The 20,176-nt window shown below is 67.7% G+C and carries 11 protein-coding genes; 6 read left to right on the top strand and 5 right to left on the bottom strand.

Annotation, left to right across the window (positions count from 1 at the left end; all coding sequences use genetic code 11):
• Positions 1–43 precede the first annotated feature (43 nt).
• From ACTDXD_RS04370 to ACTDXD_RS04380, 3 genes are all read right to left on the bottom strand, one after another.
• On the bottom strand, positions 44–1,516 hold the full coding sequence (locus ACTDXD_RS04370; RefSeq protein ID WP_440125958.1) for a dynamin family protein: 1,473 nt from the start codon (positions 1,514–1,516) through the stop codon (positions 44–46).
• On the bottom strand, positions 1,513–3,330 hold the full coding sequence (locus tag ACTDXD_RS04375) for a dynamin family protein (RefSeq protein ID WP_440125959.1): 1,818 nt from the start codon (positions 3,328–3,330) through the stop codon (positions 1,513–1,515). Before ACTDXD_RS04375 ends, ACTDXD_RS04370 begins: the two co-directional genes overlap by 4 nt.
• Before the next feature lie 69 nt (positions 3,331–3,399).
• Positions 3,400–5,310 (bottom strand): IniB N-terminal domain-containing protein, encoded by a 1,911-nt coding sequence (locus tag ACTDXD_RS04380; protein WP_440125960.1) that lies wholly within the window; start codon positions 5,308–5,310, stop codon positions 3,400–3,402.
• A 247-nt stretch (positions 5,311–5,557) separates the two neighbouring features.
• Between ACTDXD_RS04380 and ACTDXD_RS04385 the strand changes: the two genes are divergently transcribed.
• From ACTDXD_RS04385 to ACTDXD_RS04405, 5 genes are all read left to right on the top strand, one after another.
• Positions 5,558–7,351: an Hsp70 family protein gene (locus ACTDXD_RS04385; protein WP_440125961.1), complete on the top strand. Its 1,794-nt coding sequence runs from the start codon at positions 5,558–5,560 to the stop codon at positions 7,349–7,351.
• Positions 7,352–7,361: 10 nt separating this feature from the next.
• A complete protein-coding gene (locus ACTDXD_RS04390; RefSeq protein WP_440125962.1) occupies positions 7,362–9,812 on the top strand; it encodes a LuxR C-terminal-related transcriptional regulator in 2,451 nt (816 codons plus the stop codon).
• A complete protein-coding gene (locus tag ACTDXD_RS04395) occupies positions 9,803–11,431 on the top strand; it encodes a hypothetical protein (RefSeq protein ID WP_440125963.1) in 1,629 nt (542 codons plus the stop codon). Before ACTDXD_RS04390 ends, ACTDXD_RS04395 begins: the two co-directional genes overlap by 10 nt.
• A gap of 132 nt (positions 11,432–11,563) precedes the next feature.
• Complete coding sequence (locus ACTDXD_RS04400; protein WP_440125964.1) at positions 11,564–12,889, top strand: S1 family peptidase; 1,326 nt, start codon at positions 11,564–11,566, stop codon at positions 12,887–12,889.
• A 136-nt stretch (positions 12,890–13,025) separates the two neighbouring features.
• On the top strand, positions 13,026–14,321 hold the full coding sequence (locus ACTDXD_RS04405; RefSeq protein WP_440125965.1) for a S1 family peptidase: 1,296 nt from the start codon (positions 13,026–13,028) through the stop codon (positions 14,319–14,321).
• 421 nt (positions 14,322–14,742) lie between these two features.
• On the opposite strand, the gene ACTDXD_RS04410 is transcribed toward ACTDXD_RS04405, so the two are convergent.
• On the bottom strand, positions 14,743–15,435 hold the full coding sequence (locus ACTDXD_RS04410) for an ammonium transporter (protein WP_440125966.1): 693 nt from the start codon (positions 15,433–15,435) through the stop codon (positions 14,743–14,745).
• 410 nt (positions 15,436–15,845) lie between these two features.
• Here ACTDXD_RS04410 and ACTDXD_RS04415 point away from each other — a divergent pair, with 410 nt between their 5' ends.
• Entirely contained in the window at positions 15,846–18,977 is a 3,132-nt protein-coding gene (locus tag ACTDXD_RS04415) for a (Fe-S)-binding protein (RefSeq protein ID WP_440125967.1), read from the top strand.
• Between the two features lie 59 nt (positions 18,978–19,036).
• On the opposite strand, the gene ACTDXD_RS04420 is transcribed toward ACTDXD_RS04415, so the two are convergent.
• Positions 19,037–20,008 (bottom strand): hypothetical protein, encoded by a 972-nt coding sequence (locus tag ACTDXD_RS04420; RefSeq protein WP_440125968.1) that lies wholly within the window; start codon positions 20,006–20,008, stop codon positions 19,037–19,039.
• Positions 20,009–20,176: the final 168 nt, after the last annotated feature.

Below are 20,176 nucleotides of genomic sequence, written 5' to 3' on the forward strand. Positions count from 1 at the left end.
ATACAACCTTCGCAAACGTTTGTATCTGTCCGTTGCTCCGCTTCTACGAGGACCGCGCCTCGTTTGCCTTCGTGATGAGAATCCCCTCCGCGCTGCGCGCCGCCACCGTGGCCGCCCGGGCGGTCGCCGGATCGAGCAGCGGATGCTCGGCGAACTGACGCCACCGCCGGACCGCAGCAACACCTGCTTCTCGAATCTGGGCGGGTGGGGCGTCACCGGGCAATCCGAGCCGCTGTGTCGCCTCGATCCCGAAACCCCCGATCAGGCGTTGCAGGTCTGCCAGGTCGTCATCGCCCAGCGAAAGACGCGCCGACCGCAGACGGCCGAGGAGCCGCAACTCGGCGAAACCGTGCCCGTCGGCCAGCTCCCGCTGCACCGCCGCACGCAACTCCCGGTCTCCGTATGTGCGCACCACCTTGTCGAGCGCGAGCAACGCCGAGTGCGCCTTGAGCTGATCTGCCCGCTGACCGAACTGCACGTCGATCACCTGGCGCAGCTCGTCCAGGCCACTGCGGGCGACGAGCTCAGCAGCGAGCGACGGCGAATCACGGATCCCGAGCTGGACGAGCGCGACGGCCATCCGGATACCGAAGAGCCCGAAACGATCTGCAAGCTGTGCGCGCATCGCAGGGTCGACGGGGAGCTCGATGTCGGGTCGTGAGAACCGGTCGGCGGAGAGCATCGCGATGTGCAGCTGCTCCCCCGGCACCTGCGCGAGTGCCTCGAACGCCGCAAACTCGGTCTGCCGGAGCGTGCGCGCAGCCAGCGCGAGGAGGCCGGCAACGGGAACGACGGCCTGACACAATCCTGTTCGTTCGAGCTCGCCCGTGAGCCGCGACGCGACATCTCGCGCGGAGGCCATGGCGTCGGCGCGCCCCGCCCCCACTTCGTCGGCCCGCGACACGACACCGATCACCCCGAGGGGGCCGGATTCGCCACCCACATGCCTGCCGATCCGGTCGAGGAACTCGACGTCGGCGGCACCGAGGGTGCGCATGAGATAGACCACCGCATCGGCGCCGGACGCAGCATCGTCGGGGGCCAGCAGAGCCAGGGTGCGCGCTGAGACGTCCCGCGACAGCGACGATGTGCCGGGAGTATCGACGAGCGTGGTGTGCGCGAGCGCGCTGGCAGGCCATTGCACGTCGATGTAGTCGACGCGGTCCGCCGTGAGCGAGCCGAGGTCGAATGTGAGCCGGCGATCATGCCGCTGCACCGGCACACCGAACTTGCTTCCGCCGTCGTACCAGGCGGTCACCGTCGGGGTGGGACCGTTCCGATACCACGTCACGACGCGAGTGCACTCGGTCGCGTCGGTGGGGGCAATATCTTGTCCCACAAGCGCGTTGAGCAGAGTCGACTTTCCCGCCTTCAGCGACCCTGCAAGAGCCACGCGCAGCGGTTGATCGAGACGGTGCGCACAGGCGGAGATCGACTCGGCCACCGCTGGGTCTGCACCGTATCGTGCGCGGGCAGCATCGACGAGACCGCGCGCGCGGTCGAGTGCCGCGCTCACGCTTCGGCCCCGGCGAATCGGGCCATGCGGTCGCGCAGGCCGGTCAGTTCGGTCACCTGTCGCTCGAGGTCCGCGACCCGCCGATGCCGTTCCTGCTGTTCGACGTTCGCGGCGTCCTGCGCAACCTTCATCGATTCCGACAACGAGCGAAGGGTCTGGTCGGCGATGTCCGTGAAGTGATCTCGCAACTGTCGTTGAATGACCCGCAACCGATCTTTCGATTCCTTGCCCACCTGGAAGCTGACGTCGTCGGTGAACTTTCGGACGGCGATCTTCGCGTCGGCCCGCCGCTTGACGACACGCGCCTGCTTGTCGTCACGATATGCCTTGGTGCCCAACACCACTCCGGCACCAACCGAGATCGGGTTGACGAGCGCCATCCCCATCAGAGTGGTCACCAGTCCGAACATGAGCACACCGCCGTACGAACCTTTCATCCCGACGAGCACCTTCTGCCCGACACCGATACGTCCCGATTCAAGATCCGACAGGTCGCCGACGGGTGCGAGCAGCCCCGACAGGTCACCGAGGCGCAGCGCCGGCAGCTGCACGTCGTCGAGAGCGAAGTGCTCGGCGACGGTGCCTGCCAGCGCCAGGGCCCGTTCGTGCGCCCACACGAAGTTGTCACCCACCGATTCGGCGACCTGCTCTCCGAGCCACTGACCGAGCCTGGGCCATTCGCGGCCGGGATCGCATTCGTCGACGGACTCCTCCGCTGCGCGAGTGACGCTCCGCAGCCGGTCGCGCAGATCGTGGTCGACGTCGGCGGCCAGGTCGGTGATGCCGTCGGCAAGCGTGATCTGCCACCGCGCGGCGCGTGTCCGCAACGTCTCGGCCGCTGTCTTGGCACGCTGCAGATCCTCGATGGCAGCGGCGCCGGCTGCCGGATCACGGAGGGCGGTGAGTTCGCTCTGGACACCGAGCGCGAGATGCTCGATCACGCGCCGCACGTCGCGCGCGACCGACACCCGAGCCGCGTCGGCATTTCGCTCGACCACGCGTTCACGCAGGAAGTCGTACACCGCTGAGAACCCCGATTCGGCCTGCAGCGACGCATCGTCGGTACGGAGAGCGTACTCGCGCAACAGCGACGACACGGGCACGAGCGGCACGTCGAGACCCGCATCCCGCAGATGTGTCCGGTCGGCGTCGAGAATCCGACGCCAGTGCGGATACAGGTCGGTCTTGGTGAGCAGCACCGCCGACGCCGGGCACAGCGTGTGCACCTGACGCAGGAACGACATCTCCGGGGCGGTGAACTCCTGACTGGCGTCGGAGACGACGAATACCGCGTCGGCACTTGCAAGCAAGGTCAATGTTGCTGCGGTGTGCGGGTTTCCATGACCGCCCACACCGGGAGTGTCGACGAAGACCAGCCCGTCGGCCAGCAGTGGGCTGGGCGCGCTGACCTCGAGTCGCTGTACGGTTCGTCCGTCGGCATGCGGGGTTGCCGGAGTGACGCGGGCGAGGTCGCCTGGTGGGATCTCGATGCGCTCCGCCCCGTCCCCTGTGAGCACGAGGTCGGCGCGAGGCCGGTCGCCGTGCTGCACGAGCGTCGGGACCGCGGTGGTCTCGTCGTCTCCGACGGAGCACACATCGAGTCCCAGCAGCGCATTGACGAATCTGCTCTTGCCCTGGTTCAGCGGACCGACCACGACGACACGCAACCTCGGGTCGGCCACCCGGGTACGGGCGGCAGCGAGCCGCGCATCGAGGTCGACGCGATCGGCGGCACGTGCCGACACAATCGTCTCGTCGATGAGATCGACAAGCGCCGCGCGGCGGGTGGCGGCATCTGCGGGTGAGAGTGACATGGCGAGGTGTCGCACCGCTTTCTGTCGTGGGGCCGGCTCCGGCCATTATGGCCGGAGCCGGAAGACGGATCAGGGCATCGGGTCGTCCAGTGCTGCCGGGTCGCCGGCCACCGTCTCTGCCGGGTCGGCGCCGATGGTTCCGAACAGGCCACCGCCGAGGCCGCTGTCGGCCATGAAGTCGCCGGAACCGAACAGACCACCGGCGCCTTCGGCCGCACCGAACACGTCGCCGTCCAGCGACGACCAACCACTCACAGCCCCGTCGACAGCGCCACCGAGCGTCCCGGTCGCGGTGCCGTCGAGGTCGGTGACCGACTCGAGTCCGCCCGACAGGTCGGCACCGAGATCTGCGCCGACATCGCCTGCGCTCTCGACCGCGGTACCGAGCCCACTGCTCAGACCTGCACCGAGACCACCACCGAGGTCGGCACCGGCACCGAAGGTCCCCTCGACCGCGGTACCGAGCCCACCTGCCAGATCTGTTCCCGGACCCACGCCTGCCCCGAGCCCCCCGTCGATTCCGGTCGCGATGTCACCACCGACGCCGGCGACGAGACCTGCACCCGCATCGAGCGCTCCGTCGAGGGCGTAACCGAGCTGGCCCGTCGCGTCGGCTCCCGCTCCGAGTCCGGTGCCGATCGTGGTGGCGATCCCGGTCGCGAGGTCACCGCCCGCTTCGAGCGACCCACCTCCGGTCTCGAGTGCACCGCCGAGCTGCGCACCGAGGTGGGCACCGGCTTCTCCGCCTGCGGAGAATGCCGAACCGAGCACCGCCGACAGGTCCCCGCCTGCGGTCGCACCGAGGTCTGCGCCTGCGCCCACCCCGGCGTCGAGCGCACCGCCCAGTGCCGCGGACAGCTCCGTCGTCGCCGTTGTGTCCAGCCCGAGCGCGCCGCCGAGTACGCCACCGACGACCGTGCCGAGATCGAGGTCCGTCTCCCCCGAGCCCGAGAGGAGGCCACCGAGATCGATGCCGCCCACGAACCCGCCGTCGGCACCGCTTTCGATTACGGTTCCGAGTGCAGCGCCCAGGTCTCCTGCGGTCTCACCTCCGGCGCCGAGCAATGCGGACAGCGACGCACCCAGGCCTGCCACGAGGCCGATGCCCGCGTCGGCTTCGAGCCCGGTTCCGAGTACCGATTCCACGGCACCGCCGAGTGCGCCGCTGAGTTCGGCACCGGCGCCGAGCGCGCCACCAAGGCCGACGCCGAGTGCCGTACCCAGCTCCGCTCCGCCGGCGAGTGCCCCGTCGAGCGCCGCAGAGAATTCGCCGCCTGCGCTGATCGCGTTGTCGAGGAGACCGCCGAATGCCACGCCGAGATCGGCACCGAGCGCACCGCCCACACCGAACGCAACCTCTAGGGTGGCGCCGAGGTCGGCCCCGAGTCCGCCGACCGCAGCGACGGCAGCATCGAGGGTCGCGCCGAAGCCTGCGGCGGCACCAGCGCCGAGGCCGAGTCCGGTCGTGATCGCCGTTGCGACATCGAGTCCGAGATCCGCCCCGAGATCGAGTCCTGCACCTGCACCGAGAGCACCGCCGAGTGCGGCGCCGAGGTTCGCGCCGAGGTCACCACCGATTTCGAGCGCGGCGCCGAGCGAGCTCGACAGGTCAACGTCGAGACCTGCACTTGCGCCCGCCCCGGCTGTGACGCTCCCCGCGTGTCCGGCACCGAGGCTCGCGCCGAGGCCGAGTCCGGCAGCTCCGCCGAGTCCGAGTGCACCGCTCCCCGCAAGGCCCGCTGAACTCGCCAGCGCGCCCCCAGCACCTACGGCACCGTTCAGTACGGCGGTCAGGTCCGCCGTGGATCCTGCGAACAGGCCGGTATCGGCGACAAGCGGCGCGACGGCAACGATGTCGGCGTGGCAGACATCGTTCAGTCCTGCCTCGGCGAGCACGGCCTCCGGGTTCGCGCAGTAGCGAGCAAGTTCGTTCTCATCGCGGAACAGATCGAGGATGAAGTCGAGCACTGCATTGGACATCGCGTCTCTCCTGGGTTGTCGAATCTGCCTTCGACGCTACGAACCCCGACCCCAGCGCCCAAGGGGTCCACGCCCCCTACCTACGGCGCCCGGCCGGTTGGGGGATCGCGGCGCGTTAGGGGATTCGCCCCACTCCGGGTGGGCGCCGCTAACAACACGGCCGCGGCGAACGACATAGGAGCCGAGATACGTGCAGGTTCCCTGCACCCACGTCGGAGAGGCCTCCGACCGGATCAGGAGTATGCGCATGGCATCAGGACTCGGCGTCACGGTGGGGTCGGCGAACGCGGTGGCGCTCACCGTGCACGAGCCGGCCGGCCATCGGGCACCGGCTGTGCTGGTCCGCGCGACGGAGCTGCACCTGCCCACCGACGGCGCCCCGTATCTCGATCACCTCACCGGTCCGGGGCCGCGGGCCCTGACCGGGTTCACGGCACGCGTCGGCGATCCCGTCGGCATCCTCACGGAAGACGGCGAGGCATACCTGGGCGAAGACCTCACCGCGACCGCCGTCGCGTGCCTGCTGCGCGACGCGGTGGATCCGGCTGCACCGACGCCGGCGACCACGCTGACGTATCCGGCCGCGTGGTCGGAGCACTCGGTCGCTTCCTTGGAGGCCGCGCTCGACCGCGCGGGAGTGAGCGCAACCCTCGTTGCCGAGCCGGTAGCGGCCGTGCGGTGGCTCGACGGCGCGCGGGAGGCACTCGCCGATGACGATGTCACCGTCGTGTACGACCTCGGGGCTCGAACCCTCGACGTTGCGGTGCTCCGCGGTGGCAATGCTCCCGCGATCCTGGGACGGCCGGTGGTGAACGTCGAGGTCTCCGGCGACCTGCTCGATCACGCACTCACCACGCACGTACTCGACCAGGTGCGCGACGCACTACCCGACACCGACCTGCTCGCACCGGCGATGGTGGCCTTGCTGCGCGATCTGCGCTGGAACTGCCGCGCCGCGAAGGAAGCGCTCTCGTCCGACACCGAAACCACCGTCACGATCGACCTACCCGGCGTCCGGCAGAGCGTGCGGGTGGTACGCGACGAATTCGAGGAGCTCACGCGCGGACCACTGGAGGCCTCGATCGAGACGGTGCACGACGCTCTGCGTGCCGCCGGCATCGATGTCTCCGACGTGGGCCGGGTGTTGCTCACCGGCGGCGGAGCGTCGATACCCCTTGTTGCCGAATTGGTTTCGTCTCGATTCGGCCTTCCGGTCGTCGCATCCCCGCAGCCCACGTTCACCGCTGCGCACGGCGCAGCGCTCTTCGCTGCAGACGCGACCCCGGCCCCGATCCCGGCACCTGCACCTGCACCTGCACCCATGACGAACGACGATGCCGAGACCGTCGTGCTCGCCGCGGTGTCCGGGGTGCACCGTCCCGCCGTGCTCGATCCGGCGCCGAACGAACCGATACGCACCCGCGCTCGCAGGGCCACGATCATCGGCAGTGCCGCTGCCGCGATCGTCCTGCTCGCAGGCGGCGGCCTCGCCATCGGCACCCTCGGGAGCAGCGGCGACAGCGGAACGAACAACATGGTGCGGGAGGCAGCGACGACCAGCACCACCGATACCCCCTCGTCCGGGTCGGCCCCGGCACTCGACCCGTCGTCTGGCGTCACCATCAGCGACGCCGGGCGATCCGCCACGGCAGTGCCCGCGGGGGCCACCCACGCAGCCACGACCGGGAACGGTGTCGCCACTCCGGACGCACCGGCCGGAACCGGCATGCCCGCGGACGGCGCCGATGGTGCACCGGCACCCGCGCCGACCGACGCAGCGCCGGTCCCCGTTCCCCCTGCAGCTCCGGTGGAGCCGGCGGCTCCCGCACTCCAAGCTGCGCCTCAACCAGCGCCGCAGCCCGCACCACAACCCGACGGCAGCGGCGTCGGTGACGCATTGCAAGGCGTCGGTGAAGGCACTGGCGCTGTCGTGGACGGCGTCGGTAGCGGAGTCGGCAAGGTCTTGGACGGCACGGGCAATGTGGTCGGCGGCGTTCTCGACGGCACCGGAAACGTCGTCGGTGGTCTCCTCGGAAACTGATCACGCCTCGATGTCGTCTCTTCTCGGGCGTCCGCGCCCCGTGCCGCGCGCGGTCACGCGTGCGCTCGCAGCCGAACCGCCGCTGCTGTTGCTCGTCGGTGGGGCGGGGACCGGCAAGTCCGAGATACTCGCCGCCCTGCGCGACACCGATATTGCCGGACCCGCGCGGATCGTCGATGACGCCCACACGCTGACCGTTGACGTCGTCGAAGACCTCGCCCTCCTCGCGCGGAGCGGCACTCACGCGCTCGTCGTCGCGACCGAACCGCGGGCGCACCGCCTCGATCTGCGTGCGCTGGCTTCGGCGTTCAGTGCCCGTTCGGCACTCGTCGAACTTCGACCGTGGACTCCTCGTGAGATCGCCGGTCGCGCCTCCGCACTCGGCCAGAGCCGGTCGCCCGAGACCATCCAGGCGGTGCACCGTCTCACCGGTGGCGTACCCGACCTCGCCGAGGCGGCATTGTCGGCGTTACTCTCAGGCGCCGATCCGCGGCAGGCGGTCGCAGCCCGGGTCCGTGAACGTGTTGCGGCCGACCGGGCACTCGCCTCAGTGCTCGCGCTCGCCGACCTCGGAATTGCACTCGACGCCACCGAACTCGCCGCCGTCCTCGGGGCCGGCCCCCAGCAGGCGCGCGACACCATCGACGCGGCACATGCCAGCGGTCTTCTCCTCGGTGACGCCCTCCTTCCCGGCGCTGCCGGGGTGCCCGCCGCGCTGCTGGGAGCTCACGCAGTACGCGCACTGGCCCGGGCTCTGCTTGCGGTACGCGCACACGAGGGCGCGCTCACCCTCGATCTCGCCGTGCGACTGGCCGCCACCGGCATCACCGAACCGGGACTTTCCGAATATCTGGTCGCGCAATCGGATTCGGCAGATTCCGCCGTCGCTGCAATGCTGCTCGATACCGCGGTCGAGACCGGCGCGGACGCAGACACCCTCGCCAGCAGGCGTGCCGAGGCCGCGATCGCCGCCGGCGATCTCGCGACCGCCGAACGACTGACCGACCGCATCCTCGAAGACGCGGCGTCACGGCCCGTCGCCGACGTGCGCACCGCGGTCCGCATCGCCGCGACCGCCGCCGCGCAGCAGGGCATGCTCGGTCGCAGTGCCGATCTGTACGAATGGCTCGGCCCCGGCCGGGCGGGCCCCGACGCACCGATCGGCGCGGCAGTCCTCCTCGCGGCCGGGCGCCCCGACGCGGCCGCCCTGCTACGTTCCGCCGAGCCGGGTGCGCCCACATCGTCGGCAGCGGCCGCGCAACTGTTCGAGGCGGGGCTCCGCGAATCGGTGGGCGGCGACGGACGGATCGCGATGAACCGTCTCACCCGCGCCCTCGCCACCCGGGGCGCACAGCCGGGGCGCATGCAACCCGACAGTATCGAGGCGGTCACCGCGCTGTTGTGTCTGCACGCGGGCGAACTGTCCCATGCCCGGACCGTCCTCGCCCACCACTCCAGCGTGCGTCACCGGCTTCTCACAGCGTGGGCGTCACTACTGGGAGGAGACATGGCTGCCGCGGCGGCCGAGGTGGCAGCAGTGTCACCGGAAGTCGTACGCGCACGCGACCGACTGTTCCTGCATGGACTGCGCGTCGGACTCGCGCGCCGTACGGGCGACCTCGGTTCGTTGCTCACCGAATGGGCTGCTGCTCAGGAGGTGGTCGCCGGATACTCCGTCGACCTGTTCGGCCTGCTACCACTCGGCGAGTTGTGGCTTGCAGGGGTGCGCGCCGGAGATTCAGACCGGATCGCGCACTTGGTGACGCAGGCGCACGATCTGCTCGCCGCACTCGGCGAGCCCCCGCTGTGGGGCGCTGCTCTGCACTGGTACGGGGTCCAGGCCGCGATCACGGCCGACCACCCCGCCGACCTCGTCCCCCATGCACGAGCCCTTGCCACCGCCGCGGAGTCCTCTTCTTATGCAGCAGCGCTCGCCCGCGCCGGACACGCATGGCTCACCGTGCTCAAGGGGGACGTCGACGCCACACGGATACGAGACGCCGCGCAAGCGCTGGCCACGATCGGGCTGCCGTGGGACGGCGCACGGCTCGCGAGCGAAGGCGCGCTCCGGGCATCCGACACCTCGACAGCGACGGCGCTCCTGCAACTCGCGCGCACCGTCCGGCAAACCTCCGGTGCGACGCCGTCACCACCCGATTCTGCTCCCGACGCGGCCTCGGAAAAGGACACATCGAGCGACCGGCCGGCCTGCGGACCGTTGTCGGATCGCGAGGCAGAGGTTGCCGACCTCGTAGTTTCGGGCCTCACCTACCGCGAGGTAGGGAATCGCCTGTACATTTCCGCGAAGACCGTGGAACATCATGTCGCCCGGATCCGTCGCCGCCTCGGCGCCGGAAGCCGCTCCGAGCTACTGTCCATGCTCCGCGCAATGGGCTACGGCGTCGATGTTCGACGACGTGACACGACCTACCAGAATGGGGGAACTTCGGCATGTCCGTAGGCGTAGGCCTGAGGGTCGGCACCACCGTGTCGTCGGTCGCCGTTACTTCCCCCTCTCCCGGACGGCCGGACCCGGACCCCATCGAGCGGCGCACCGCGGTGCATCTGCACTCCGACGGCACCGCCACGCTAGGCGAACACCATGTCGCCGATGGCAACACCAGTTCGTTCACCGACTTCGTCGACCGGCTGGGTCGCTCCAATGGGGTCCGGGCCAACGACGGCGCCCTGTCCCGTGCCGAAGACCTCGTCGCAACGGCAATGGAATGCCTCATCGCCGACGCCGGGACGATGATCGGCGATGCGAACTACACTGTCGTGGCTTCCCACCCCACCGACTGGCCGCCCTCGACCGTCGCGCTGCTCCGCAACGCCCTCGACTATGTGGGCCTGCGTCACGTGTCCTTGATCTCCGACGCCGAGGCCGCCGCCGCGTGGTTCGAGTCGCAGGTGGCGCACCAGACGGGAAGGCTCGTCGCGGTCTACCACATCGACCCTCACGGTTCGACCGTCACGCTCGTCCGTTCCGGTGTCGTCGCGGGTAAGGCCTTCCGTTTCGCCGAAGGCGATGCCCCGTCGGTCTCCGCACAGTTGTCGACTGCACTCGGAGCGTTCGGCTGGCTCGTGACCAATCTCGATGCGATCGTCGTGACCCTCGACGAAACGGTCGATACGAGCGCCGCGCAGATCGTCACTCAGTCCATCAAGGCCGGTCTCGGCGTGCGCTGTGCGCTTGCACCCGATCCTCACCAGACGATGGTTCGCGGTGCGGCACTCGCTGCTGCCGCAGGGTCGGTGGATCTCCTCGGATCCACACAGGTGCTTCCTGCCACTCGCCCGAGCGGCCCGAAGCGCGCCGACCTGGATCCCGAGACCACCGCGGTGATCGCCAAGATCACGCCCACCGCTCCCCCCGCTGCCACACCCGCAGACGCAGGCAGAAGCGCCGGCGTCGCGAGCGCGGGGTCGCCCACCCGGGTGACTCCCGTCAAGTCCACCGATGCGGCAGGTTCGGAAGCCGACATCGATGATCCCGAGAAGAAGTCGAAGTTCGGGGTCTGGGCCGCGGCCGCTGCAGTCGCATTGATAGTCGGCGTCGGCGTCCTCGTCTTCACGCTGCGCGACACGTCCACTGCAAACGCGAACCCTCCGACCTCGACCGTGCCGAGCGCGATCGTCCCGACGGGCACACAGCCCCAGCCGCGATCGACGTCGGCGACGCCCACGCCCTCGCCGACCACCGCAACCTCGACGACCGCGGAAGCCGGACAGGTCGAGTACACAGCGCCCGGATATGTGGCCACGAACATCCCGCAGACGCCGGACGAGACCGGAGGCTCGAACGCCGGTCCTTCGTCGTCCGCGGAAGAGAAGACGTCGACGACCACTGCGCCGACGAGCAGCAGCACGGGATGGTCGCGTCGCAATCCGCCGAACGAGCCGAGCATCGGGTCGGGGGGAAGCTCCGGTGGTAGCACCAGTACGCCGTCACAATCCTCCCCGGAGCCGACGACCCCCACCGAGCCTTCCCCCGAGCCGACCGAGCAACCCGAGCCGACCGAGACGACGGCAGCACCCTCCGGAGAGGCCACAACTACCACAGCGTCCCCGCAGATATAGGCGAATCGGCCCTTCGACCCTTTCAAGATCAATACCCGGTGCCGTACGCTGTCCCAGGGCCGTTCGGACCCAACGACGAAGTTCACAAAACAGCTGTTCACGTACAAGATCGACCAACTACGAAGGGCCTTCATGCGTCACTCGTCGGCGTCGCGCGCCGCAGTCCGTACCACCATCCGTCGTGCCGCAACGGTTGCGGCGTCAGCGGTGCTGCTGATCGGACCGCTGACCGCAACCGCGAACGCCGCTCCCGCGGACCAGACGCCCGAACTTCCGGCGGAACTCGTCGAGGCCGTGCAGCGAGATCTCGGGCTCACACCTGAGCAGTACCTCGAGCGCGCAGCCCGCGCCCAGGAGCTGAACACCTACGCGCGCGACTTCCGCGCTGAACGACCCTCCGACTTCGCAGGCGCATGGATGAATGCCGACGGCAACCCCGTCGTCGCCGTCACCAACCGGGACGCAGCGCGCCAGGCCGAGCAGGACGGCTACCACGCCACGGTCGCACCCATCTCGGCCGATGGCCTCGAGCGGGCCCTCGAAGAACTCAACCGGTGGGTCGCTGCACTGCCGCGTGAGGTGTCGTCGCAGATCAACAACACCTCCATCGATGTGCTGAACAACCAGATCGTCGTCGACGTCGTCAACTCCCCTCTCGGCCGAGCCCTCAACCTGCCCTCACTCATCGCGAACATCCAGGTGCAGCTGTCGCCCGGCATGCCGCCCAACGATCCGGCTCCGCTCGGCGGCGACACCTACGTCACCGCCGATGGCGACGTGCGCGACACACCGCTCGAGCGCATCGGCATCTGCTCGTTCGGGTTCAACGGTGTCGACGCGAACGGCGATGCCGTCAACATCACGGCAGGTCACTGCGACGCGGTGGCCCGTGAAGACGGCGGGTCCACGGTGTACTTGCCCAACCGCGGGAACATCGACGAAAGCGTGCAGATCGGTTCGTTCACAGACTCGACGGCGGGCACCGAGAGCACCCTCGACTACGGCATCATCTCGCTCAACGATGCGGGCGTCGACGCAGGTCTCGACCGCCCGACGGTACGTGGTGGAAATGGTTCGACACTGACGGTCACCGGAACCGCGCGTCCCGTGGTGGGCGCTCCCGTGTGCAAGTCCGGGCAGTCGTCGTCGTTCACGTGCGGTGTGGTTGCCGCCGACCATGTCGAAACCCAGCTCGTGTACGCCAACGGCACCGCCAGCACTGTTCGCGGCTTCGCGACCACCGCATGCACCCTTTCGGGCGACAGCGGCGGCGCGATCGTCACGGGCACCCTGGCGCTCGGCGTGATCTCGGGCTCGAACAGTGCAGGCGCCCCCGACTGCGTCGAGGCCAACCTCGTGCTCGCCACCACGGGTGGGACGTCGAGCCTCGGGATTGCGGTTGGCGACATCACGGACGCCACCGGAACTCGGGTGCGCACAGCATCCGCGCCCGAATAATCACACAAGTCACATGCGACACACTGGCAACCGGCGATCCGCGCCGGTTGCCGCCCTCAGCCCATAGAATCGTGTCGCCGATCCGCTCCGATCGGCCTCTCCACGTCACGCGTGGAGGTCACTGAGAAAGGTATCCATGCGACGCTCCTTCGCACGTCGGGCGGCCGTCCTCGGCTCGGCTGCTGCACTGTTCATCGGACCTGCTGCGCTGGTAGCCCAGGCCGACCCGGCTCCCGCTCAGACCGCGGACCTGCCCGCCGAACTCGTCGAAGCGTTGGATCGAGATCTTCAGATCAGCCCTGAGCGATTCCTGCAGGACGCCGCGCGCAGCCAGGACCTCGCACGGTTCGCAGAGACGGCACGCGAGCAGTTCGCGGCCGTGTTCGCCGGTGTGTGGCTCGACGACCACGGCACGCCCACCGTCGGGCTCGCAGACGGCGAGCAGTTCGATGAGGCGCGCACCTCCGCCGAGGACGCCGGGTTCGCCGTGCAGCGCACCGAAGACAGCGAGAACGCCCTCAACGACGAACTGAAGGCCCTCAACGACTGGCTCGAAACGCAGCCGCCTGCCATCGCCGATGTGGTTCGCGGTGTTGCCATCGACGTCATCAACAACGACGTCATCGTGCGCGCCGAGAACGTCGCCGGGCTGGAACTGCCTGAGTTCCTCTCGGGTGTGCGGGTGCTGTTCGCTCCGGCCGACCTCACCCCGCAGCCTGCCGCAGACCTGCATCCCGTGGCAGGCACGGCCGCACCCGACGCGCTGCTCGGCGGCGACGCGTACGCCTCGCTCGGACAGGGAACGGGCCTGCGTTGCTCGCTCGGTTTCAACGCTGAGGACCGCCGCGGTCCCGTCAACATCACCGCGGGTCACTGCGATCCCAACCGTGCTCAGGCAGGCACCCAGTGGGCGTCCGATGTGTACCAGCTCAACGGTGAGGCGCTCGGTCAGCACCTCGGCAAGTTCGAGAAGACCAGCCTGGACGACAGCGATTACGCGATCATCCGCCCGACCGGAGAGGCAGAAGGCCGGTTCGAGAACAACGGCGTCCGCGTGCCCGGTGCGGCTCCCCTGCCGATCACCGGCACCGCCGACCCGATCGTCGGCACACCCGTCTGCAAGTCCGGTCTGCGTACCGGCTACAGCTGCGGCCTCGTGACCGCGACGAGCCAGAACGTCGAGATCGGCCATCGCATCCTGCAGAACGGCTTCTCGACGAACCTGTGCGCACTCCAGGGCGACAGCGGCGGCACCCTCGTCACCGGCACCCTCGCCATGGGTATCTCGAGCGCCTCGAACGTCGGCCAGTACGGCATGTGCGAGATCGCGACCATCGTCAGCGGTCTGCTGGGAGAAACCCCCGAACTGTTCGCGACGCCGATCAACTCGATCCTCGCCGAGAACCCGGGACTGACGCTCCGCACCAGCTAGTCCCTCACGTAACCGCGTAAGCATCAGTGCCCGCCTTCCACACGGAAGGCGGGCACCGATGTTTTCTGACGCCGCTTTCCGCCTGCATATTCGCTCGGCCAGACGGGGATGCGGGTGGGGCCGGGACGTCGGGGTGACGGGTGCGGAGTGTCGACGCGGCATCAAGATCGAACCGGGTTACGCTCGGAAATCTCGTTCGGCCGCAAAACGAACGATGGGGATGTTCCCGCATCGGCGGCGGATCATAGGGAGGACGCGTAAATGTTCGGATCACTCACGGGAAGCGTTGAGGTGCTGACGGGGAGCCCTCAGTTCTGGTGGAATCTGATTGCGGCGCTTGTTCTGAGTTGACGTCCCTTCAGCAATGACTTCGGCCCCACCACCCATTCCGGGTAGCGGGGCCGAAGTGTAAAGCTAGCTGTCAGTTAGCCCACTGTGTGGTGCCAGGAGCTGCCGTGAGATCCTGCACCAGTCCGATTCCCGCAATAACTGCGGCCGGTCCGCCGGTCACGAACGCTCCGATCGTGCCACCGGTCGCAGCACCTGCGCCGCAACCCAGGATGGTGCCAGCACCGGGAACAATCGAGCCCGGGATCGCACCCACAATGCAACCGATAATCGCGCCTGCAACAGTACCGATTGCGGTGGCGACACCGAGCTGCGAGACGAAGTTCTGCTGAGCCTTGAGGTTCTCCTCGGGCGATGCAACGTCCGTCACCTTGAGCGCAACCGGCGTAATACCCGTAGCGACCTTGTCCTCGGGAGCAACCGGGGTTGCCTGCGTCAGATCAGTGGTCGGGGTCAGGGTGAGAGTCTTGCCGTCCTCGCTGATCTCACGCTCGAAGGGCAGCTGCAGATCACCGAGCTGAATAGCGAGCGGCAGGCTCATGACCGTGTTGCCGTCGTCATCCTTGAGCTCAACACTCGTGCCGTCGCCCGAGACCTGGAAGGCGCCGGCGTCGATAACGGTCACGACCGAGTCGTCCTCGCCGCGCACCTCGTAGTTGATCTTGTCTTCACCCTGGGCCGCCGGGGCCGCGTAGGAGGTTCCGGCCGTGATTCCCATAGCGGCGATGGTCATCGTCGCTACGGCGGCAAGCTTCCTGAGCTTCATGTGTTTCCGTTCTGTGACATGGCGCACGCCCCGAGGACGCCCCCAATTTTCCCTGTAAGCGTGAGACTTTCGAACCCCCGACGTTCGTTCTTTTTGTCCGAAAGTCACGTCCGGATCGAAATCATAACCGACGCCATGACAATTTGTTATCCCGGTAACGCCTGATAGATGCCGAATCGTGCCCTGAAGCGTTCCCGCGCCGTATATCGAGCGTGGCGCGGTAAGGGCAGCCTGGCTCATTTTGACGAATTACTCGTCTATACGGTGACTGCCGCACAGGCTCTCAGCACCGCAACGCCTAGTTACTCACGAGTAGACTCGCTCTAGTTACCAGCGGGTAACTTAGCGTGCGTTACGATGCGGAGGCTTATACCAGGCGGGCTGTCCGCCCCCGACACGAAAGGCCACGTATGAATGCCCTGACGATCACGTTGGGCACGATCGGCGTGCTGCTCAGCCTCGTGTGTTGGTTCGCGTTCATCAGCGGTGCGTGGAAGATGGTCAGCGCGATCCGGATCGGCCAACCGGCCCCGGATCGCTGGCGTCCGTTCTTCCCGCGTTTCAAGCAGATGCTCGTCGAGTTCATCGCGCACACGAAGATGACCAAGTTCCGTACCGTCGGCTGGGCGCACTGGCTGGTCATGGTCGGCTTCATGCTCGGCGCAATCGTTTGGTTCGAGGCCTACGGCCAGACGTTCAACCCCGAGTTCCACTGGCCGATCATCGGCAACACCGCCGTCTACCACTTCATGGACGAGGTGCTCGGCCTCGGCACAGTGATCGGCATCGTCGTGTTGATCATCATCCGCCAGTTGAACCATCCGCGTCAGCCCGGACGGATGTCCCGGTTCAGCGGCTCGGATTTCAAGGCCGCTTACTTCGTCGAAGCGGTCGTCCTCATCGAGGGCCTCGGCATGATCTTCGTGAAGGCAGGCAAGATCGCCACCTACGGCGGTGGCCACATGTCGACCGACTTCTTCACGATGAATCTTGCGAAGCTTCTGCCTGCAAGCCCCGAAATGGTGTCGGTCTTCGCGTTCATCAAGTTGATGTCCGGCATGGTGTGGCTCTACATCGTCGGCCGCAACATCACGTGGGGCGTTGCGTGGCACCGTTTCGCCGCGTTCTTCAACATCTACTTCAAGCGTGAGGACGACGGCGGCGTGGCCCTCGGTGCCGCGAAGCCCATGATGAGCAAGGGCAAGGCCCTCACCATGGAGAACGTCGACCCCGACACCGACACGCTAGGCGCCGGACGCATCGAGGACTTCTCGTGGAAGGGCTGGCTGGACTTCAGCACCTGCACCGAATGTGGCCGCTGCCAGTCGCAGTGCCCCGCCTGGAACACCGGTAAGCCGCTGTCGCCGAAGCTGCTCATCATGTCGCTGCGCGACCACGGCAACGCCAAGGCCCCGTACCTGCTGGCCGGTGGCCGCACGGACATGGGCGGCGACGAGGTCGGTCTCGTCGACAGCGAAGGCAATGTCAACGAAGCTGCACTCGCAAAGATCCCCGAAGCGGCGCGCGCCGAAGCGGGCCGCAAGCTCGTCGGCGAATCGGCCGAGCTCGTCGAGGCCGGCGAACTCGCCCCCGTCATCGACACCGAGACGTTGTGGAGCTGCACGAACTGTGGCGCGTGCGTCGAGCAGTGCCCCGTGGATATCGAGCACATCGACCACATCATCGACATGCGTCGCTACCAGGTGCTCATCGAATCGGACTTCCCGTCCGAGCTCGCAGGTCTGTTCAAGAACCTCGAGAACAAGGGCAACCCCTGGGGTCAGAATTCCAAGGACCGTCTCAACTGGATCAACGAGATGGACTTCGAGATCCCGGTCTTCGGTCAGGACGCCGACAGCTTCGACGGCTACGAGTACCTCTTCTGGGTCGGCTGCGCCGGCGCCTACGAGGACCGCGCCAAGAAGACGACGAAGGCCGTCGCCGAACTGCTCGCCACCGCGGGAACCAAGTTCATGGTCCTCGGCGCAGACGAGACCTGCACCGGCGACTCGGCTCGCCGTGCGGGTAACGAGTTCCTGTTCCAGCAGCTCGCGCAGCAGAACATCGAGGTCCTCGACGGCGTGTTCGAGGGTGTCGAGCCGAGTAAGCGCAAGATCGTCGTGACCTGCGCTCACTGCTTCAACGCGCTGAACAACGAGTACCCCGAGGTCGGTGGCAACTACGAGGTCGTCCACCACACTCAGCTGCTCAACCGCCTGGTGCGGGCGAAGAAGCTGGTCCAGGTCGCGCCTGTCAGCGAGGACGTCACCTACCACGACCCGTGCTTCCTCGGTCGTCACAACAAGGTGTACAACGCTCCACGTGAGCTCATGGCGGCGTCGGGCGCAAAACTCGTCGAGATGCCTCGCCACGGTGAGCGGTCGATGTGCTGTGGCGCCGGCGGTGCCCGCATGTGGATGGAAGAGCGGATCGGTAAGCGCATCAACGTCGACCGTGTCGACGAAGCACTGAGCACCGATCCCAAGAAGATCGCAACCGGCTGCCCGTTCTGCCGCGTGATGCTCACGGACGGTGTCACCGCGCGTCAGGAAGAGGGCAAGGGCGAGGGTGTCGAGGTCGTCGACGTCGCGCAGCTGATGCTCGAGTCGATCTCACGCATCGAGGCGGACAAGCTCACGGAGAACCTGAAGGTGATCCAGGAGCCGAAGACCCCGGTCGAGGCCGAGGCCGTCGCCGAAGCCGTCGAGGAAGAGCGCGTCGAAGAAGTCGTGGAAGCTGCGGCGACCCCCGCGGCGCCCAAGACGACGGGCGCACCGAAGGCCGGCGGTCTGCAGATGAAGGGCGGACTCAAGGGCCCCGGCGCCAAGAAGGCCGCGGCGCCTGCCGCCGCTGCTCCTGCCGAAGCCGCTGAGGCTCCGAAGGCCAAGCCCGGCGGCTTGCAGATGAAGGGTGGACTCAAGGGCCCCGGCGCCAAGAAGACGGCCGCTGCTCCGGCAGCACCTGCCGCTGCTGCTCCCGCTGCCGAGTCTGCGTCGGCCGAAGCCCCTGCCGTCCCGAAGGCCAAGCCCGGCGGACTGCAGATGAAGGGTGGACTCAAGGGACCGGGCGCCAAGAAGGCAGCTGCGCCCGCAGCAGCCGCGCCTGCAGCTGAGCCTGCCGAGGCGTCTGCACCTGCCACCGAGTCGGCACCTCCGACCGCCAAGCCCGGTGGTCTGCAGCTCAAGAGCGGGCTCAAGGGCCCCGGCGCCAAGAAGGCAGCTGCTCCGGCGGCAGCGCCTGCACCCGAGGCTGCTCCTGAAGCTGCGGTTTCAGAGGCTCCTGCCGAAGCGCCGAAGGAGACCGCGATCCCGAAGGCGAAGCCCGGTGGATTGCAGCTCAAGAGCGGGCTCAAGGGCCCCGGCCCGAAGAAGGCCGCACCGGCAGCAGCACCGGCGACGGAGTCGGCTCCTGCTCCGGAGGCTGCGCCTGAGCCCTCCGCCGAGCCCGAGGCGAAGCCCGTATCGGAGGCACCGGCTCCGCCGAAGGCGAAGCCCGGCGGACTGCAGATCAAGGGTGGACCCAAGCCACCCGGCCGTAAGTAGGTAAGCAACCAAGAAGTGAGGCTCGCAACGCTGGTGGTCAACCATCGGCGTTGCGAGCCTCACTTCTGTGTTGTGAGCCTTCGGACCTTGAACGTTCCCGTCGGCCCGCTCCCCCGCTGCGCCAACGCGATCGCCCCGCGAATCTTCGCCGCGACCGCACCGGGCGTTTCGACGTCGCCCCATGTCCACCGCACCACGACCCAGCCTGCGTGACGGAGTCGGTCCTCGCGCAACTTTTCTCGATAGACGACATCCTCGGCGTCAGTTGTGGCCACGCCGTCGCGTCGGTACTTGATCCGCCCGTCGAACTCACCGATCACGCCGTGGTCCGGGAGCAGGAAGTCGACGCGAGCCAACCAACGACCGGTCGCGTCGAACACGTCGACTTGTTCCAGGGGTATCGGCAATTGTTCACCGATCATCAACACACGACTGCGCGACTCACCCACGCTGTCGCTTCGGTCGCTCATAAGACGCACTGCCCGCAACATGCGAGGACGGCCAGAACGACTTCCCATCTTTCCGACCTCACGCTCCAGTTCGCCGATCTCCGTGAGTCCCTGACGCAAGGCCTGGTCGCCGAGCGCCACCACATGCTCCAGCGGCTCCGACGCCGCAAGATCGAGGATGCTGCGCGACACGGCCAGAACCCGTACGCCGTGGCTCTCCCTCACCTCACGCTCATCCACCCTTGCCACGTGCATCACGCGCCTGTCAGAAGTCCTGCTTCCACTCGCCCGGTCACGGGTCAGGTGAACGGCGGCGAGCGAGATGCGCCAAGGACGCAACCCGTGCAGCACTGCAGCCGATACGTGGCTGAGGGCGGCGTCCGGTGCTGCCATCTGCACCACGGCACGTGCATGAAATGCATGGCGGCCGTATTCGTCGGCGGCGTCGTAGTCCTGGCGGGGAAGGAAGACCCCGGCAGTCAACCGCACCCACCGTCCACTCGAGACGAAGCCGCGTATCTCTCCCGGGGTGTAGCCGAGCGCGAGGGCGTCGCTGCGTCGGATGAGTGGCACATATCCCATGCGAACAGCGTCGCGTACCGATAGAGCCGGGTACCGCGAATGCCCCGTGCCGGAACACATCTGTGGATGAATCGATTGCCTGTGGATGAAGAACTGCGAAGCGAGAGCAGCCCGAACGTAGGTTGACAGCCCTCCTGCTGGGCCAGCCGTAGGAGGTTCCGCTGCGTT

The sequence above is a fragment of the Rhodococcus sp. SJ-3 genome (assembly GCF_051918125.1).
Taxonomy (GTDB): Bacteria; Actinomycetota; Actinomycetes; order Mycobacteriales; family Mycobacteriaceae; genus Rhodococcus.

Bases quoted from the DNA above. Each gene is read 5' to 3' on its own strand.
- ACTDXD_RS04420 (WP_440125968.1), bottom strand. From the start codon at position 20,008: ATGGGATATGTGCCACTCATCCGACGCAGCGACGCCCTCGCGCTCGGC.
- ACTDXD_RS04395 (WP_440125963.1), top strand. From the start codon at position 9,803: ATGTCCGTAGGCGTAGGCCTGAGGGTCGGCACCACCGTGTCGTCGGTC.
- ACTDXD_RS04415 (WP_440125967.1), top strand. From the start codon at position 15,846: ATGAATGCCCTGACGATCACGTTGGGCACGATCGGCGTGCTGCTCAGC.
- ACTDXD_RS04410 (WP_440125966.1), bottom strand. From the start codon at position 15,435: ATGAAGCTCAGGAAGCTTGCCGCCGTAGCGACGATGACCATCGCCGCT.
- ACTDXD_RS04390 (WP_440125962.1), top strand. From the start codon at position 7,362: ATGTCGTCTCTTCTCGGGCGTCCGCGCCCCGTGCCGCGCGCGGTCACG.
- ACTDXD_RS04375 (WP_440125959.1), bottom strand. From the start codon at position 3,330: ATGTCACTCTCACCCGCAGATGCCGCCACCCGCCGCGCGGCGCTTGTC.
- ACTDXD_RS04405 (WP_440125965.1), top strand. From the start codon at position 13,026: ATGCGACGCTCCTTCGCACGTCGGGCGGCCGTCCTCGGCTCGGCTGCT.
- ACTDXD_RS04385 (WP_440125961.1), top strand. From the start codon at position 5,558: ATGGCATCAGGACTCGGCGTCACGGTGGGGTCGGCGAACGCGGTGGCG.
- ACTDXD_RS04380 (WP_440125960.1), bottom strand. From the start codon at position 5,310: ATGTCCAATGCAGTGCTCGACTTCATCCTCGATCTGTTCCGCGATGAG.
- ACTDXD_RS04400 (WP_440125964.1), top strand. From the start codon at position 11,564: ATGCGTCACTCGTCGGCGTCGCGCGCCGCAGTCCGTACCACCATCCGT.